This window comes from Aestuariivita sp. (assembly GCF_049276915.1).
Classification (GTDB): Bacteria; Pseudomonadota; Alphaproteobacteria; order Rhodobacterales; family Rhodobacteraceae; genus Aestuariivita.
The window spans coordinates 19,232-37,168 of sequence record NZ_JBASXK010000026.1; the positions used below are offsets into that span (position 1 = coordinate 19,232).

The following is a 17,937-nucleotide window of genomic DNA, read 5'->3' on the forward strand; positions in this document are numbered from 1 at the left end:
AAACAGATTCCAATCCTTTGAATCAAGCGGGAATCGACCATGCTTCTGACACATGCGCGGCTGGCAAGTTTTGCGGGACCGGGCCGCTATGGCCTGATCGAGGACGCCGCCGTGGCGATCACGGGCGACCGGATCGTCTGGGCGGGGCCGATGTCGGACCTGCCCGAACAGCACAGGCGCGACGAAGCCCGGGATCTTCAAGGCCGCGTGGTCACGCCGGGGCTGGTGGATTGTCATACCCATCTGGTGTTCGGCGGAAACCGCGCGCAGGAATTCGAGATGCGCCTTGAAGGGGCAACCTATGAGGAAATCGCGCGCGCCGGTGGCGGCATCGTCTCGACCGTGGGGGCCACACGGGCGGCCTCGGCCGAGGGGCTTCTGGGCGATGCGCTCAGGCGCGTGGATGCGATGATCGCCGAGGGCGTCACCTCGATCGAAGTCAAATCCGGCTATGGGCTGGATACCGAGACCGAGCTGCGCATGCTGCGCGTCGCGCGCCAGATCGCCAGCCAGCGCGATGTCACGATCTGCACCAGTTTCCTGGGGGCCCATGCGGTGCCGCCCGAATACAGCGGCAACCCCGATGGCTATATCGACGAGGTCGCCATTCCCGCCCTGCGCGCCGCCCATGCCGAAGGGCTGGTGGATGCGGTGGACGGGTTCTGCGAGGGCATCGCCTTTGACACCGCGCAGATGACACGGGTCTTTGATGTGGCCCGGGAACTGGGCTTGCCGGTCAAACTGCATGCCGAGCAACTCAGCCATCTGGGTGGCACGGCCCTTGCGGCGCGCTTTGGGGCCCTGTCCGCCGATCACGTGGAATATGCCACGCCCGAAGATGCGCGCGCGCTGGCCGATGCCGGCTCGGTCGCGGTGCTGCTGCCCGGTGCCTTTTATACCCTGCACGAGACACAGATGCCACCGGTTCAGGCGTTTCGCGATCATGGGGTGGCAATGGCGCTGGCCACGGATTGCAATCCGGGCTCGTCGCCCATGGCGTCGCTTTTGCTGACGATGAACATGGGCTGCACCCTGTTTCGCCTGACCCCAGAAGAGGCGCTTGCGGGTGTGACCTGTCATGGCGCGGCGGCCTTGGGGTTGGCCGACAGGGGCCGGATCAAGCCCGGTCAGCGTGCGGATCTGGCGGTCTGGGATATCGAGCACCCGGCGGAACTGGCCTATCGCATCGGGTTCAACCCGCTGCATGCGCGGATTTTCGGAGGTCGCTCATGACGATAACCCTCACCCCGGGTGCCGCGTCGCTGGACGATCTTCATGCGATCTGGACCGGTCAGGATGCGGTGGTTCTGGATGCATCCGCAGAGGGTGCGATCAAGGCCGCCGCCGAATTGGTGGCGCAGGCCGCCGCAGGGGGCGCGGCGGTGTACGGCGTCAACACGGGTTTTGGCAAACTGGCCAGCGTCAAGATCGCCTCGGGCGATACCGAAACCCTGCAGCGCAATCTGATCCTGAGCCATTGTTGCGGCGTGGGCGAGCCGCTGGAACAGGCGACCACACGGTTGATGATGGCGCTCAAGCTGTTGTCGCTGGGGCGCGGGGCCAGCGGCGTGCGGCTGGCGACCGTGCGCCTGATCGAAGGGATGCTTGCAAAGGGCGTGCTGCCGGTCATCCCCGATCAGGGCTCGGTCGGGGCCTCGGGTGACCTGGCACCGCTGGCGCATATGGCCGCCGCGATGATCGGCGAGGGCGAGGCGATGTTCGAGGGCGCGCGCTGGCCTGCGGGCGAAGCTCTGGCGCGCGCCGGGCTCAGGCCGATCGTGCTGGGGCCCAAGGAAGGGCTGGCGCTGATCAACGGAACGCAGTTTTCGACGGCCTGCGCTCTGGTCGGGCTCTGGGGCGCGTGGTGCAATCTCGAGGCCGCGGTCGTGACCGGGGCCATGTCGACGGATGCGATCATGGGATCGACCGCACCGCTGGTGCCCGCGATCCATGCCCTGCGCGGCCATAAGGGTCAGATCGCCTTTGGTGCGGCGCAGCGCGCGCTTCTTGAGGGTTCGGCGATCCGCGAAAGTCACCGCGAAGGCGATACCCGCGTGCAGGACCCCTATTGCATCCGCTGTCAGCCTCAGGTGATGGGCGCGGTGATGGATCTTTTGCGCTTTGCCGGAGCGACGCTCGAGGTCGAGGCCAATGCGGTCACCGACAATCCGCTGGTTCTGGTGGATGAGGGCATCATCGTCTCGGGGGGCAATTTCCATGCCGAACCCGTGGGCTTTGCCGCCGATCAGATCGCGGTCGCGGTCTCCGAGATCGGCGCGATTGCCCAACGCCGGGTGGCGCTCATGGTGGATCCGACGTTGTCCTTTGACCTGCCGCCCTTCCTGACGCCGGATCCGGGACTGAATTCCGGGCTGATGATTGCCGAGGTGACCACGGCAGCCCTGATGAGCGAGAACAAGCATCTGGCCAATCCCTGCACCACGGATTCCACGCCGACCTCGGCCAATCAGGAGGATCACGTAAGCATGGCGGCTCATGCGGCGCGCCGGCTGGGGCGGATGAATCGCAACCTCAACACCATTCTCGGGGTCGAGGCGATGTGTGGAGCGCAGGGTATCGAGTTTCGCGCGCCGCTTCTGACCAGCGCGCCCCTGCAGGCGGCGGTTGCCCGGCTGCGCAGCGGTGTCGCGACCATCGGGCAGGATCGGTTCCTTGCCCCCGATATCGCGGTGGCGACGGGCATGATCGCGGATGGCTCTCTGGCCCGAGCCGCCGGGCTGGAGCTTGCGCTGTGATCGCGCCGGTCGAAGTCACTCGCGGGGACAGCCCGGTTGTTCTGGGCATGCCGCATACCGGCACATGGCTGCCCGAGGAGATCGCCGCGCGGCTGAATGCGCGCGGGCGCGAACTGGCGGATACGGATTGGCATATCGATCAGCTTTATGCCGGGCTCTTGGCAGGGGCGAGCACGGTGCGCGCCACGTTTCATCGCTATGTGATCGACGCGAACCGCGATCCGGGGGGCGAAAGCCTCTATCCGGGTCAGAACACCACGGGGCTTGTGCCGGTGACCGATTTTGACGGCCAGGCGATCTGGCAGGATCCGCCCTCGCAGCAGGATATCGCGGCGCGGTGCGCGGCGTTTCACGCCCCCTATCACGCCGCATTGGAGGGCGAGATGGCGCGGGTGGCGGATCTGCACGGCTTTGCGATCCTCTATGATTGCCATTCGATCCGGGGGGATATCCCGTTTCTCTTCGAGGGCCGCTTGCCTGATCTGAACATCGGAACCAACCTGTCGACCACCTGTGATCCTGCCATCGAGGCGCTGGTGCACACCCATTGCCGCGCCGCCACGGGGCTGTCGTCGGTTCTGAACGGGCGTTTCAAAGGCGGTTGGACCACGCGTCACTATGGCCGCCCCGATCAGGGCTGGCACGCGATCCAGATGGAGATTGCGCAGCGCGCCTATCTTTCCGCCGAAGCCGCGCCCTGGAGCTATGACACGGCCAAGGCTTCGCGCTTGCGCCAAACACTGAAAACCATCCTCACCGATCTTGCCCGATGGAGGCCCTGATGACCGATCCCCGCCACAACGCCCGCGATATCTATCCGCCCACCGGAACCGAGCTGAACACCAAAAGCTGGTCGACCGAGGCCCCCTTGCGGATGCTGATGAACAACCTGCATCCGGATGTGGCCGAGAACCCGCATGAGCTGGTGGTCTATGGCGGCATCGGGCGCGCGGCGCGCACCTGGGAGGATTTCGACCGCATCGTCGCCAGCCTCAAATCGCTGGAAGAAGACGAGACCCTGCTGGTGCAGTCGGGCAAACCCGTGGGCATCTTTCGCACCCATGAAAACGCGCCGCGTGTGCTGATCGCGAATTCCAACCTGGTGCCGCATTGGGCGACCTGGGACCATTTCTCCGAGCTCGATCGCAAGGGGCTGATGATGTATGGCCAGATGACCGCCGGATCCTGGATCTATATCGGCACGCAAGGCATCGTGCAGGGCACCTATGAGACCTTCGCGGAAGCCGGGCGCCAGCATTACGACGGCAACCTCACGGGCCGCTGGATCCTGACCGGAGGGCTTGGCGGCATGGGCGGCGCGCAGCCTCTTGCGGCGGTGTTTGCCGGGGCCTGCTGTCTGGCGGTGGAGTGCGACGAGACGCGGATCGATTTCCGCATCCGCACCCGGTATCTGGATGAAAAGGCCACCACGCTGGACGAGGCGCTGGACAAGATCGAGCGCTGGACCAAGGCGGGCGAGGCGAAATCCGTCGGGCTTCTGGGCAATGCCGCCGATATCTTCCCCGAGCTGGTGCGCCGTGGCATCCACCCCGATATCGTCACCGACCAGACCAGCGCCCATGACCCCGTGAACGGGTATCTGCCGCAGGGCTGGAGCGTGGGCGAATGGAAAGCCAGACGCGAAACCGATCCCAAGGCCGTGGAAAAGGCCGCGCGGGCCTCGATGAAGATCCATGTGGCCGCGATGGTGGATTTCTGGAACGCGGGCGTGCCGGTGCTGGATTACGGCAACAACATCCGGCAGGTCGCGCTTGAGGAGGGGCTGGAGAACGCCTTTGCCTTCCCCGGTTTCGTGCCCGCCTATATCAGGCCGCTGTTCTGCCGGGGCATCGGCCCGTTCCGCTGGTGTGCGCTGTCGGGTGATCCCGAAGATATCTACAAGACCGACGCCAAGATGAAGGAATTGTTCCCCGAGAACGCCCATCTGCATCAATGGCTGGATATGGCGCGCGACCGGATCGCCTTTCAGGGTCTGCCCGCGCGCATCTGCTGGATCGGCCTGGGGGATCGGCACCGCGCGGGGTTGGCCTTCAACGAAATGGTGCGCAACGGCGAGCTGAAAGCCCCCGTCGTGATCGGGCGCGATCATCTGGATTCCGGCTCGGTCGCGTCCCCAAATCGCGAGACCGAGGCGATGAAGGATGGCTCGGACGCGGTCAGCGACTGGCCCTTGCTGAACGCATTGCTGAACACCGCCAGCGGGGCCACATGGGTGTCGCTGCACCATGGCGGCGGCGTGGGCATGGGGTTCTCGCAGCATTCGGGCATGGTGATCCTGTGCGATGGCACCGAAGAGGCCGACAAACGGCTTGAGCGCGTGCTGTGGAACGATCCGGCCACCGGCGTCATGCGCCACGCCGACGCGGGCTATGAGATCGCCATCGACTGCGCGCGCGAGCACGGGTTGAACCTGCCCGGTATTCTCTAGGCCGCAGTCCGGGCGCACGGTGCTGTAAGGCGATGCAAACACTGTCTGCGCTATACCCTGTGGCGCAGCTGCACTCGGCCTGAGCGGATTAGCATCCCGGCGGGCCACGATCAGGACAGATGGTATCCCATCGCGCATTCCGCCCGCGTCCGGTTTGACACACCGGCGCGCGCCGCCATCGCTGTTTTAAAGCGGGCCCGCTCCCTGACGTTCCATATGTATGACACAGCGATCAGCCTGCCGGGACAGACCCGTTGCGGGCCGCCCGGCCTGTGACGGACCCGGCCCGGTCCGGCGACAACGCTGCCCCTTGCGCTTGCGTTCCCCGCTCCCCTAGCATGGGCCTTTCACAGCATCCCCAAAGGCAGGACAGACAATGATCGAACGGATCGACACAAGCGCTCGGATGAGCAAGATCGTCAAACATAACGGCGTCGCCTATCTCTGTGGCCAGGTCGGTGACGGAGACACCGTGGCCGAACAGACCCGGGACTGTCTGGCGCGTGTCGATGCCTTGCTGACCAAGGCCGGATCATCCCGCAAGCAGATGTTGCAGGCGGTGATCTGGCTGGCGGATATGGCCGATTTCGCTGAGATGAACGCGGTCTGGGATGCCTGGGTTCCCGAAGGCCACGCACCCGCGCGCGCCTGCGGCGAGGCGAAACTGGCGCGCGATGTGCTGCGCGTCGAGATCATCGTGACCGCCGCCTGTTGAGGCCCGGGGTCAGGTCCTTGCGCGGCCCCGCCAGCAGGTGATGCGGCGCGCGCAAGGACACTGCGCCGTGATCCTGTGGCCGGGCGCGCGTCGCTCTGTTCATGGGTGTAAAATCTAACAATCAACTGTTTGGCAAATTCACCTGAATGGGTTAGGTTTGCGCCCGGAGGAGTTGGTGCACCCGATATGGTGAGCGCATGGCGAAACCGCTGTTGTCCTCACCGCGACGGTGCGCCGGTTTTCCGCAATGCGCGCCTGGCCGATCTGCCCTTACGGCAGAGCTGGCGATGCGTTTGAACGGACAGAACAGAAAGCAGACCGACATGACCGACAGGCTTGATGACCCGCAGGTATATCTGCCCGACCTCTTTGCGACCCATGCGCGGCATTATCCCAACAAGGATGCCATCCTGTGCGGCGATCGGCGCCAGAGCTGGGGCGGTTTCGTAAGCAATATCAACCGGGTGGCCAACCATCTGATCGCCGCTGGTATCGGCAAGGGCGACAGGGTCGCGGTTCTGATGGGCAATTCGCCCGAGATGCTGGAATGCCTGTTCGGTGCCGTGCGCGCGGGGGCCTGTGTCGTGCCCTTGTCCGGGCTGCTCACGCAGGAACAGCTTGAAAGCCTGCTTACCGATTGCGATGCGGTTGCCGCCTTTGTCTCGGAAGAATTTCGCGACAAGGTCGCCCCGCTCAAGGCGGGCCTGAGCGGCATTCACACATGGGTGTCCTTCGGGTTTCAGCAACAGGGCTGGACCAGCCTTGCCGCGATCCATGCCGATGCGCCCGATACGATGCCCGATGTGCGCCATGCGCTGACGGATGCCTTCAACATCATCTATTCCTCGGGAACCACGGGGTTGCCCAAGGGCATCGTGCAGACCCATCGTGCGCGTCTGCACTGGGCCTTCTCGAATGCGGTCGAGATGGGGTTTTCCTCAAGCAGCCGCGCGCTCACCACCACGCCGCTTTATTCCAATGGCACATGGCTGATGATGTTGCCGATCCTGTTCGCGGGCGGGACGTTGCATGTGATGCCCGCCTTTGATGCCGCCGCCTTTCTCGAGACGGTCGAGCGCGAAAAGATCACCCATACCTTCATGGTGCCTGCGCAATATCTGATGGTGCTGGAGCGCCCGGAACTGGACCGGGCCGACCTGAGCAGCCTGCGCACGGTTCTGTCGGCCGGATCGCCCCTGCGCCGCGATACCAAGCGCGAGGTCATCTCGCGCATCTCGCCGGGCCTGTTCGAGCTTTATGGCTATTCCGAAGGCTTTGCCAGCATGCTCAAGCCGCATCAGCACGAAGAGAAATTCGACACGGTCGGCACGCCGGTTCTGGGCTTCGAGGTGCGCATTCTGGATGATGACGGCAATGAAATGCCCCCCGGAGAACCGGGCGAAATCGCCGGCTACGGTGCGGGGATCATGCTGGAGTACAACAAGCGCGAGGCCCAGACCGCCGAGTTGATCTGGCGTGATGAACGCGGGCGGACCTTCATCCGCTCGGGCGATATCGGGGTGATGGACGAAGACGGGTTCCTCAGGATCGTGGATCGCAAGAAAGACATGATCATTTCGGGCGGCTTCAACGTGTTTCCCACGGACGTCGAAGCCATCGTGGGCACCCATCCGGATGTGATGGATGTCACCGTCATTGGCGTGCCCCATCCCAAATGGGGGGAAAGCTGTCTGGCGCTGGTGATCCCGGCCTCGGGCGCGGTGGCCGATCCCGATCAGATCATGGCCTGGGCCAATGAGCGGCTGGCCAAGACCCAGCGCCTTGTCGGCGTGGAACTGCGCAAAGAGTTTCCGCGCAACGCGCTGGGCAAGGTTCTCAAGAAGGAATTGCGGGCCCCCTACTGGAGCGAAGTCGCAAGCTGAACCCGCGCGCGGCGTCAGGGCGATCCGTTGCCTGTGCCAAAGCGGATCGAGGCGACGAAGGCCTTGGCGATCTCCTGCGCGCTGGTGCCCTCTTTGGGGCTGTACCAGACCGGCACCCAGTTCAGCGCGCCCAGAAGTTGCAGACGCAGCAACCCACGATGCGTGCCCTCGGGCAGGTCCAGCGCGTCGAACACATCCTTGAAGATCGCCTCATAGGCGTTGCGATGCACCTTGAGCTGGGCATTGAGATCCTCACGCCCCGCCGCGAAGTTCGGCGAGATGATCGACACCAGATTGCCGGTTTCCAAAAGCCCTTCCAGATGGGCCACAGCGGCGCGTTCGACACGGTCCCAGGGGGAGTCAGCGGCCTCTACCGCCGTTCTCACGCGATTGATCATATCGGTGACCACGCGCTCATGTATGGCCAGAAGCATGTCTTCCTTGGAAGGAAAATGATAGTAAAGAGAGCCCGGTAGCATATCGACAGCTGCCGCGATATCGCGCATGGACGTGCCATCAAAGCCGTTGCGCGCGATCAGGTCCGCCGCTTTCAGCAAGACCGCCTCGCGTTTGTTGCGCCGGCGCGGCTTGGCGGTGGGTGTATCCGGGTCTTCGCCCGGGTCGGTCTGTGGGTTTCGGGCAGATCGCGGTGCCACTGTCTGTCTCTCTCTGTCGCGCCCTCAGGGCTGGCCTGACCGCCATTCTACCGATTGTTTGTTTGAATATCGACCGTGAAATACCTAAGCTGACCGAACGTGCTGGGAGGTATCGAAATGGGCGCTGGTCAGGCCGAACTCAAGATCGACGGAGCGATTGCGCAGATTGTTTTTTCCAACCCTGATCAGGGGTTTATGGATCAGGCGATGGAGGCGCAATTGCTGGATGCGGTCACGCGGGTGGATGCGGATCCCGATGTGCGGGTCTGTGTGCTGATGGGCGCGCAGCCCGGTGTGTTCATCCGCCATTATGATCTCAAGGTGCTTGCCCCTCAGGCGGCCTCCATGGCCGGGCGCGGTCTGGAATTTTCGATGGAGCGGCCCGTGCGCGAAGGCCCGATCCATGTTGCCTTGCGCAGGATCGAGGCCAGCAGCACGCTGTTCATTGCCGCCCTGAACGGCAGCGCCATGGGCGGCGGGTTCGAGCTGGCCATTGCCTGTGATCTGCGTCTGGTCGAAGAGGGTGATTTCGAATTCGGCCTGCCGGAAATCAACCTCGGGATCCTGCCCGGTGCCGGTGGCACACAGCGTCTGCCGCATCTGATCGGACAGTCGCGCGCGTTGCAGATGACCCTGACGGGTGACACGCTGGGCCCGGCCGGGATGGTGCAATGGGGTCTGGCGATGGCCTGCGTGGGCGATGTGCGCGCCGAGGCGATGGCGCTGGCGCGGCGGATGGCGGGCAAGCCCGCGCGCGCGGCCTCGCATATCAAGGCGCTGGTTCGCGGGGCGCACAGCTGTGATGACGACGGCTTCGCGCGGGAGCGCACGCTGTTTTGCGATCTGATGGTGCAGCCCGATGCGGTGCGTCTGCTGGCGCAAGGCGCCGCAGGCCAGCGCCGGATCACCGACGAGCCCTGAATGCTCAGCCTGCGCCGGGCGCCTCCAGCAGGATGACGGAACAGGCGGCCTCGTCAAAGCCGATCACCCCGCCACCATTTTCGGCCATGGCGATGCGCGCCTTGTCGGTTTGACGCTCTGCGGCTTCGCGGCGCAGTTGCAGCGTCAGCTCGTGGATCATCGACAGGCCCGTGGCACCAACCGGGTGGCCCTTTGAGACCAGCCCGCCCGACAGGTTCACCGGCAACGCCCCGCCCAGCCGCGTCGCGCCGCGTTCCACCATCGGCCCGCCCTTGCCGTCCTCGGCAAAGCCCAGCATTTCCAGTTGGAAAATCTCGCAGAACGAGGTGGCGTCATGCACTTCCAGAAGGTCGATGTCGCCCGGCGTCAGACCTGATTTCGCATAGGCTTTCTGCGCGGCCACGCGGCTGAGGCTGGGTTCTGCCGGGTCGCGGTACTTGCCCCCGGTCAGCACCGAACCGCGCACTTTGACGGCCCGTTTGCGGATCTGTTCGGGCTGGCGCATCAGCGCGTCTTCCGAGACCAGAATGGCGGCGGCTGCGCCATCGCCGATGGGGGCGGCCATGGAGCGGGTGATCGGATAAGAGACCTCGCGGTCTGTCAGAGCGGCTTCTACCGAGACTTCGAAGCGGTATTGCGCCTTGGGGTTCATCGAGCCATGCCAGTGGTTCTTGGAGGCGGCAATGGCGATCTGTTCCTGCGTTGTGCCCCAGCGCTTCATGTGCCAGGCGGCCTGCATGGCATAGGTGTCCATGAACACGGTGCCGCCACTGGCGTTGGGATCAAAGGGCTTGCCTGCTTCGATGCCCCGCTGGCGATAGTACTCGTGCCATTCCTGCGCATCGAGCTGGTCGATGCCACCCTCGAAGATCTCCATCGTGGCGGCGGCGTCGCCCTGAACGAAGGTTTTCTCGACGCCGATGGCCAGCGAAACCTCCATGTCGCCCGAGGCCACATCCTTCCATGCCCCGTGAAAGGCCATGGAGGCGGTGGCGCAGCCGCCTTCGACATTGATCATCGGCACGCGTTCGGGAAACAGCCCCTGGCGGACAAGGGGGGTAAAACAGACCTGACCGCGGATGTTGCGCTGACCAAAGGTGCCCATGCCGCAGTTGCCGAACCAGGCCTGTTCGATGGCGTCGCCGTTTTCCCATCCGGCGTCGCCAAGCACATCAAGATAGGCTTCGCGGGTCAGGTCCTTGAAGCTGTCGCCGGGGCGTTTGCCAAAGGCCGTGCAGGATGTGGCAAGGACATAGACGTTACGCATCTGGCTCTCCTGTCAGGATGATCTTGCCGTTGCGCCCGGCGCGCGCGGCATGGGCGACCGCCTCCTTGATGCGGCTCAGGGGATAGCGCGCATCCACATCCGTGTGGATCACGCCCTCGGCCAGTTTCTCGCCAAGGAAGGCATGCAGGTCTTTCATCTGCTGCGGGGTCGCGCTCTGGTACCATTCGGCTAGCCAGAACCCGCGAAGCTTTATGCCGCGAAACACCAGATCGCGCGCCGCGACGCTGTTTTCATCCCCGGAAAGCAGGCCATAGACGGCCACGGTCCCGCCATCTGCAAGGGCGGCTGCAAGCTGGCCGGTGGCCCTGCCGCCCACGGCGTCCAGAGCCAGACGCGGCGGCGTTGGGGCGGCATCGCGGATCGCGGCGGTCAGATCGATCGTGCCGTCATCCACGATGACGACATCCGCGCCATCCGCTTCCAGCGCAGCCTTGACGTCAGCGCGGCGCACGATGTTGACCGTATGCAGACCCATCTCGCGGGCAAAGCGGATCACCATGCGCCCGACATTGGAATTCGCGGCGTTCTGCACAATCCAGTCGCCGTCATGCAGATCGATCAGATCGCCAAGCATCAGATGGGCCGTGCCCGGATTGGCGCGCATCATCGCCGCCTGTTCGGGGTCTGCGCCGGGCGGGGCCTTGGGGGCCAGACGTTCGTTCACCACCACCGTATCGGCCCAGAGACTGCCGCCCACCGGCAGGACCGCGTCCCCGACGCTCAGATGGGAGACACCTTCGCCAACCGCATCGACAATGCCATAGGCCCCGACACCGGGGGTTGCGGGCAGGGTGATCGGCGCGGCGCCATAACGGCCTTCGATCGACAACAGATCGGCGGGATTGATGGTCATCACCTTGTTGCGGATGCGCACCTGCCCAAAGCCGGGCAGAGGGTCGGCCTCGTCGATCAGTTCGATCACCTCCTGAGGGGATCCATGGCGGCGGAAGATGGCTCGTTTCATCGCAGGCTCTCCATTCGGGTCATCGGGATTTCAGCCCTTGAGGCGGACGGGCAGGCGGCGCGTGCCACGCGGCACCATCGCATCCAGCCATTCGGGCGCTTCATCCGGGTTCAGGCACATATCCGGAAAGCGGTTCAGCAGGGCCTTGACCGCGATCCGCCCTTCTTCGCGGGCAAGCTTGGCCCCAAGACACAGATGAATGCCCTGGCCAAAGGTCAGATGGCGGTTCTGTTTGCGCAGAATGTCGAAACTGTCGGGTTTCTCGAAGATGCGCGGGTCGCGATTGGCCGAGTTCACCATGACAAAGACCCGCTCTCCCTCGCGCAGGGTCTTGCCGTGCAGCTCATGATCCTGCGCCACCACGCGCACCAGCGCATTGGTCGGGCCGTCAAAGCGCATCACCTCTTCGATGGCGCTGTCGATCAGGTCGGGTTCGGCGCGCAGCCGGGCCAGCTGCTCGGGATGGCGCAGCAGCAGCAATGTCGCATTGCCGATCAGATTGGTTGTCGTCTCGTGCCCGGCAAACAGCACCAGGATGCAGGTCGCCACCAGCTCGTCATCCGACAGCCTGTCGCCCTCATCGCGCGCATTGATCAGATCCGTCAGGAATCCGGGCCGGGGATTGGCCGCGCGCTCGGTGATCAGCTGGCGGAAATAGGCCGACATCTTCTGGCAGCCGCGCGCCGCGCGCTCGTATTTGTCGCCCGAATTGCGCGCGCCGCCGATAAAGACGGCCATATCATCGGACCATTCCTTGAACTCATCCAGCATGTCGCGCGGCACATCCAGCAGGTCCATGATGACAAAGGCCGGCAATTGCAGCGCGAATTCCTTGATCAGGTCGATGTCGTTCCTGCCCTGAGCCTGCAGCCGGTCCAGCAGCATCTCGGTGATGTCCACCACGTTTGGGCGCATCGCTTCGATGGCCGAGGCGGTGAAGGCATGGCGCATGATCCGGCGCAGGCGGGTGTGATCGGGCGGGTCGCGAAAGGCCAGCCAGAGATTGAGATAGTGGATGATATCCTTGAGCAATGCGGCCTCTTTCGGAGGCAGCGCGGAATAGAACTGCACCAGCCGATTGACCGACAGCTGATCAGACAGCAGCAGATCACGCACATCGGTATATCGTGTGATGATCCAGGATTTGACCGACGGGCTCCAGTGGACGGGATCTTCCTCGCGCAGGCGGGCATAGACCGGAAACGGATTGGCCATAACGCCCGGATCGGACGGATCATAGACAAGATCTGGGGCAGTGTGTGCTGCCATCACGGGAGGCTCCTTGCTCAGGATATTAGGATGATCACCAAACGTTCGTTTGTTTTGTACCGTCAAGTGGTGCTAAATACAAGTGGCGCGGCACAGCGGATCGGCTGATGCTGATGCGCGTCACAGGCCTTGGCAGGTTGAACGTTTCCGCGCCACACCGTAAGCCAGTCGGGGACAAACCGCAGGGCATGGCACGGGCCAGTCTTGCGGTAGCGAAAGAACCAGGAGAGGGCAAGACAATGAAGATCGAAGGACAGGCGGCAATCGTCACGGGAGGGGCCTCGGGCCTTGGTGGTGCAACGGCGGATCGGCTGGCTGGTGCCGGTGCGAAAGTTGCGATTTTTGATCTGAACGAAGATCGGGGCCGGGCCAAGGCAGACGCCATCGGCGGCACCTTCCTGAAGGTCGATGTCACCAATGAAGCCGATGTCGAAGCGGCAATTGCCGAGGCCGAGGGCCTGCATGGCAAGGCCCGCATTCTGGTCAACTGCGCCGGTATCGGCCCGCCGGCCAAGGTGATTGACCGCGACGGCAACCCGACGCCGCTGGCCGGGTTCGCCACTGTCGTCAACATCAACCTGCTTGGTTCTTTCAACGTCTTGTCGAAATTCGCCGCAGCCCTGCACAGGGCCGATCCCGTCGGCGAAGAGCGCGGCGTCATCATCAACACGGCGTCGGTTGCCGCCTTTGACGGGCAGATCGGGCAGGCGGCCTATGCCGCCTCCAAGGGTGGGGTCGTGGGCATGACCTTGCCGATCGCGCGCGAACTGGCACGCTATGGCATCCGCGTGATGACCATCGCGCCGGGCCTGTTCCTGACGCCGTTGCTGGAAACGCTGTCGGAAGAAATCCGCGCCTCGCTGGGCGCGCAGGTGCCCTTCCCCAGCCGCCTTGGCGATCCGTCCGAATTCGGCCAGCTGGTGGCGTCGATTGTCGAGAACCCGATGCTGAATGGCGAGACGATCCGCCTGGATGGCGCGATCCGGATGGCCCCCAAATGAGCAGTCTTCTGGACAACTCGGGCATGTCCGAGCGCGCGATCGAGATCGCGGGACGGGTCGAGCGCTTTGTGCGCGAGACCGTCATTCCCTTTGAGCGTGATCCGCGCCTTGGGCCCCATGGCCCCGAAGAAAGCCTTGTGATCGAGCTCAAGGAACTGGGGCGCAAGGCCGGAGTGCTTAGCCCGCATATCCTTGAGGGCGGCGATCACCTCACCCAGCGCGAGACCGCCGCCGTGCTGATCCGCTCGGGCCTGTCCCCGCTGGGGCCGATTGCCTGCAACACCGCCGCGCCCGATGAGGGCAACATGTTCCTGATCGGCAAGGTCGGCTCGGCGGAAATGAAAGAGCGGTTCCTGGCCCCGATGGTTCAGGGTCGCAAACGCTCGGCGTTTTTCATGACCGAACCGGCCGAAGACGGCGGGGCGGGATCTGATCCCATGATGATGCTGTCCACCTGCGAGCAGGACGGCAATCATTGGGTGATCAACGGGCGCAAGGCCTATATCACCGGCGCGGATGGGGCCGGTGTCGGGATCATCATGGCGAAATCCGGCGACGGGGCCTGCATGTTCCTTGTCGATCTGCCCGATCCTGCGATCCGCATCGAACGGGTAATGGACACGATCGACAGCTCGATGCCCGGTGGCCATGCGGTGGTGACGATCGACAACCTGCGCGTGCCTGCGGATCAGATGCTGGGCCAACCCGGCGAAGGGTTCAAATACGCGCAGGTCCGGCTTGCACCCGCGCGCCTGTCTCACTGCATGCGCTGGCTGGGGGCCTGTCTGCGCGCCAATGAGATCGCCACCGATTACGCCAATCGCCGGATGGCCTTTGGCAAGAAGCTGATTGATCACGAAGGTGTCGGCTTCATGCTGGCCGAGAACCGGATCGATCTCAAACAGGCCGAGCTGATGACCTATTGGTGTGCCGATGTGCTGGACACGGGGGCCTATGGGACCACCGAAAGTTCGATGACCAAGGTGGCGGTCTCGGAAGCGCTGATGCGGATCGCGGATCGCTCGGTGCAATGCATGGGTGGTCAGGGTGTGACCGCCGACACGATCGTCGAGCAGGTGTTTCGCGAGATTCGCGCCTTCCGGATCTATGACGGACCCACCGAAGTGCACAAATGGAGCCTGGCCAAGAAGATCAAGCGCGACTGGGAGCGCAGCCAATAGGCACATCCGCCGCGGGCGCGCCGGAATATCCCGCCCGCGGCACCGTTTCGCAAGGCTTGCGCTGTAAGTCGGCGTGTTCCAGTGTAGCTTTGGCTGGCCGGTGCTCCGGTCATGTCTGATGAAAAGGAACCGCCATGCGCCCCGTTACTCTTGCTGCAACCCAGATGAGCTGCAGTTGGGATGTTGATGAAAACATCGCCACTGCCGAAGCCATGGTGCGCGAGGCCGCCGAACAGGGCGCGCAGATGATCCTGCTGCAGGAGCTGTTCGAGACGCCCTATTTCTGCCTGACCGAGGATTACGCCCATCTGGAACTGGCCAAACCGATGGAGCACAGCCGCGTCGTGTCGCATTTCAGCGCCCTGGCGGGCGAGTTGGGCGTGGTGCTGCCGGTGTCCTATTACGAAGAGGCCGGTCTGGCGCGGTTCAATTCTCTTGAGATATTCGACGCCGACGGCAGCCATCTGGGCAAGTACAGAAAGACCCATATCCCGCAGTTCCCGGGCTATGAGGAGAAATTCTATTTCTCGCCGGGCGATACCGGGTTTCAGGTCGTGCAGACCCGCTTTGGCAAGCTGGGATGCGGGATCTGCTGGGATCAGTGGTTCCCTGAAACCGCGCGATCCCTGGCCCTGAAGGGGGCCGAAGTGCTGATGTTTCCCACGGCAATCGGGTCCGAGCCCGCATATCCCGATCTGGACAGTGCCGCGCATTGGCGCATGACGATGCAGGGCCATTCGGCGGCAAATATCATGCCGCTGGTGGCCTCGAACCGGATCGGCCACGAAGCGCAATCCAATATCGGGATGGATTTCTATGGCACGTCCTTCATCACCGGCTACACCGGCGAGATCCTCGCCGAAGCGGATCGCCAGACCCGGACCGTTCTGACGGCCACCGTGGATCTGGATGAAGCGGCCGCCTATCGGCGCAACTGGGGCGTGTTCCGAGATCGCCGCCCCGAGACCTATGGCACGGTTGCCACGCTGGACGGACGACGCGCGGCAGGCTGATGGTGCGGTCCACACATAGAGACTGAGGCACCAGAGGCCGATTTACACAGTGACACCAGAACAGATCAGAGGTTCTCCCATGTCTACCCCCCTCCAAGACGGTTTTTCCATGCCCGCCGAATGGGCCCCGCATCTGCGCAGCTGGATGATGTGGCCCTGCCGGGACGAGGTCTGGGACGACATGGACGAGACCCGCGCCAACTATGCCGCCGTGGCCCATGCGATCCGCCAGTTCGAGCCGCTGACCATGGTGGTGCGCCCCCAGGATCAGGCCGATGCCGCGAATCTGCTGGGCCGGGACATCGAACTGCTGGTCAGCGATATCGACGACAGCTGGTGCCGGGATGCGGGTCCGTGTTTCCTGAAACATCAAAGCGGCGCGCGGGCAGGTGTCTCCTTCACGTTCAATGCATGGGGCGGAAAATACAGCCCCTATGATGCCGATAACGCCATTGCCGACACGATCCTGCGGGCGGCCGGTGTGCCGGGATATGCCTCGTCGCTGATCGCCGAGGGCGGCGGGATCAGCGTGGATGGCGAGGGCACGCTGCTGACCACGCTGAGCTGTTTTCCCAACGCCAACCGCAATCCCGACTGGTCGGTGCCCCGGATCGAGGAAGAGCTGAAACAGATGCTGGGGGTTCAGAAGGTCATCTGGCTGCCCGGCAATGTCGACGAGACCGAGACCGATGGCCATGTGGATGGCATTGCGACCTTCGTGGCACCCGGCGTGGTGCTGATGGAGGGCACCGGATCGCCGGGCCACCCCTATAACCCGGCCAATCAGGCCAATCTGGATGCCATGCAGGGCCAGACCGACGCCAAGGGCCGCCCGATCCGCATCCACACCGTGCCTTTCGCGGAAAACACCGGGCGCGACGACGAGCTGTTTTGCGAATCCTACGTCAATTCCTACATCGTGAACGGCGGCGTGATCATGCCCTCCTACGGGATTCGCGAAGACGCGGTGGTGCGCGAAGTGCTGCAGGATCTGTTTGCCGACCGCGAGATCGCCATGGTCGATATCTCGCGCATCGCCACGGGCGGCGGCGGCATCCACTGCATCACCCAGCAAGAGCCCGCCTGACCGGGGCGGCAAAGCCCGGCATCGTCACGGCGCAAACTGCCTGTCGAACATCACCAGCGACCTTGGCCTTCGGGGCGTCAGGCGGGGCGGGGCGCAGAAATGGAAATGGTGCTGCTGGAGAGAGAAAGTTTGAACTCTCTCTTCGACACTCTTGAGGAATGGGAACGCCATCTCGCACAACATCATCAAAGCCTCTCGACACGCTGGATGAAGCTGCCTTTTGCTCGAGTTATGCCCGAAAGTTGGTGATGGTCTGAAGTAGGCGGCATATCATGGCGGTGTTGAAGACGCCGTCGTTCTCAAAGAGAAAGGATATGCCACCATGACGGCGGGCATCCCGACAGTCGCCGTTGCTGAACAGGCTGGTACCTCGGTCGCGATGATTGAACAGACCTATGCACAATTCATGTCGAAGGACCGCAAGAAATGGTTCGCGTAAAAACTGCCGAAGAACAGCGCATGGACGACCTGCTGGTCGAGGAATGGCGCATGGAAGAACTGAGGTTCGAGGAAATGGGCGAGCACGCCAACCCGTTGGATTATGAGGCTGATCGGTGTGATAGCGACCTGCTCGCCGCACTGGATATGTCGCAGCAGCAGATGGCAGCGAAGCGACCGCGTCGTCGCCATCCCGAGAAGGATCGGGCGATGGAAATGCTGGCCGACTATTTCCGGCGGAATCCCGAGGCGAGCATCAGAAGTGCTGCCGGCTGGGCTGCGAGCCGATTGACCAATCCACCCTCCATGTCGAACC

At 63.6% G+C, this 17,937-nt stretch carries 16 protein-coding genes; 12 read left to right on the forward strand and 4 right to left on the reverse strand.

Annotated elements, in window-relative coordinates:
- Positions 1-39 precede the first annotated feature (39 nt).
- The 6 genes from hutI to WAO69_RS02620 all read left to right on the forward strand — a co-directional run bounded on the left by hutI (position 40) and on the right by WAO69_RS02620 (position 7,803).
- On the forward strand, positions 40-1,233 hold the full coding sequence (hutI, locus tag WAO69_RS02595; RefSeq protein WP_422176443.1) for an imidazolonepropionase: 1,194 nt from the start codon (positions 40-42) through the stop codon (positions 1,231-1,233).
- Positions 1,230-2,756: a histidine ammonia-lyase gene (gene hutH, locus WAO69_RS02600; RefSeq protein ID WP_422176445.1), complete on the forward strand. Its 1,527-nt coding sequence runs from the start codon at positions 1,230-1,232 to the stop codon at positions 2,754-2,756. The genes hutI and hutH overlap by 4 nt, the downstream gene beginning before the upstream one ends.
- Complete coding sequence (hutG, locus tag WAO69_RS02605; RefSeq protein ID WP_422176477.1) at positions 2,756-3,538, forward strand: N-formylglutamate deformylase; 783 nt, start codon at positions 2,756-2,758, stop codon at positions 3,536-3,538. Before hutH ends, hutG begins: the two co-directional genes overlap by 1 nt.
- On the forward strand, positions 3,538-5,205 hold the full coding sequence (gene hutU, locus WAO69_RS02610; protein WP_422176447.1) for a urocanate hydratase: 1,668 nt from the start codon (positions 3,538-3,540) through the stop codon (positions 5,203-5,205). The genes hutG and hutU overlap by 1 nt, the downstream gene beginning before the upstream one ends.
- Before the next feature lie 376 nt (positions 5,206-5,581).
- A complete protein-coding gene (locus WAO69_RS02615; protein WP_422176449.1) occupies positions 5,582-5,920 on the forward strand; it encodes a RidA family protein in 339 nt (112 codons plus the stop codon).
- 323 nt (positions 5,921-6,243) lie between these two features.
- Entirely contained in the window at positions 6,244-7,803 is a 1,560-nt protein-coding gene (locus tag WAO69_RS02620) for a class I adenylate-forming enzyme family protein (protein ID WP_422176451.1), read from the forward strand.
- Between the two features lie 14 nt (positions 7,804-7,817).
- Here WAO69_RS02620 and WAO69_RS02625 read toward each other — a convergent pair whose 3' ends face one another.
- Positions 7,818-8,459: a TetR/AcrR family transcriptional regulator gene (locus WAO69_RS02625; protein WP_422176453.1), complete on the reverse strand. Its 642-nt coding sequence runs from the start codon at positions 8,457-8,459 to the stop codon at positions 7,818-7,820.
- Between the two features lie 99 nt (positions 8,460-8,558).
- Here WAO69_RS02625 and WAO69_RS02630 point away from each other — a divergent pair, with 99 nt between their 5' ends.
- On the forward strand, positions 8,559-9,380 hold the full coding sequence (locus WAO69_RS02630; RefSeq protein WP_422176455.1) for an enoyl-CoA hydratase/isomerase family protein: 822 nt from the start codon (positions 8,559-8,561) through the stop codon (positions 9,378-9,380).
- 4 nt (positions 9,381-9,384) lie between these two features.
- Here the strand turns inward: WAO69_RS02630 and WAO69_RS02635 are convergent, their stop codons facing one another.
- Genes WAO69_RS02635 through WAO69_RS02645 form a run of 3 tightly spaced genes read right to left on the reverse strand, consistent with a single transcriptional unit; the run spans position 9,385 to position 12,901 of the window.
- On the reverse strand, positions 9,385-10,647 hold the full coding sequence (locus WAO69_RS02635; protein WP_422176457.1) for a thiolase family protein: 1,263 nt from the start codon (positions 10,645-10,647) through the stop codon (positions 9,385-9,387).
- Positions 10,640-11,632, reverse strand: a complete 993-nt coding sequence (locus WAO69_RS02640) for a zinc-dependent alcohol dehydrogenase family protein (RefSeq protein ID WP_422176459.1) — start codon at positions 11,630-11,632, stop codon at positions 10,640-10,642. The genes WAO69_RS02635 and WAO69_RS02640 overlap by 8 nt, the downstream gene beginning before the upstream one ends.
- Before the next feature lie 30 nt (positions 11,633-11,662).
- Positions 11,663-12,901 carry a cytochrome P450 gene (locus WAO69_RS02645; RefSeq protein ID WP_422176461.1) on the reverse strand — a complete coding sequence of 413 codons (1,239 nt, stop codon included), beginning with the start codon at positions 12,899-12,901 and terminating at the stop codon, positions 11,663-11,665.
- 239 nt (positions 12,902-13,140) lie between these two features.
- Here WAO69_RS02645 and WAO69_RS02650 point away from each other — a divergent pair, with 239 nt between their 5' ends.
- From WAO69_RS02650 to WAO69_RS02670, 5 genes are all read left to right on the forward strand, one after another.
- Positions 13,141-13,902, forward strand: coding sequence for an SDR family NAD(P)-dependent oxidoreductase (locus tag WAO69_RS02650; protein ID WP_422176463.1), 762 nt, complete (start codon positions 13,141-13,143; stop codon positions 13,900-13,902).
- The gene (locus tag WAO69_RS02655) at positions 13,899-15,083 is read left to right on the forward strand and encodes an acyl-CoA dehydrogenase family protein (RefSeq protein WP_422176465.1); all 1,185 of its coding nucleotides are present in this window, start codon (positions 13,899-13,901) and stop codon (positions 15,081-15,083) included. The genes WAO69_RS02650 and WAO69_RS02655 overlap by 4 nt, the downstream gene beginning before the upstream one ends.
- Before the next feature lie 134 nt (positions 15,084-15,217).
- Positions 15,218-16,096: an N-carbamoylputrescine amidase gene (aguB, locus tag WAO69_RS02660; RefSeq protein ID WP_422176467.1), complete on the forward strand. Its 879-nt coding sequence runs from the start codon at positions 15,218-15,220 to the stop codon at positions 16,094-16,096.
- Between the two features lie 79 nt (positions 16,097-16,175).
- On the forward strand, positions 16,176-17,183 hold the full coding sequence (locus tag WAO69_RS02665) for an agmatine deiminase family protein (RefSeq protein ID WP_422176469.1): 1,008 nt from the start codon (positions 16,176-16,178) through the stop codon (positions 17,181-17,183).
- A 426-nt stretch (positions 17,184-17,609) separates the two neighbouring features.
- On the forward strand, positions 17,610-17,937 hold a 328-nt coding region (locus tag WAO69_RS02670; protein WP_422176471.1), incomplete at its 3' end, for a hypothetical protein.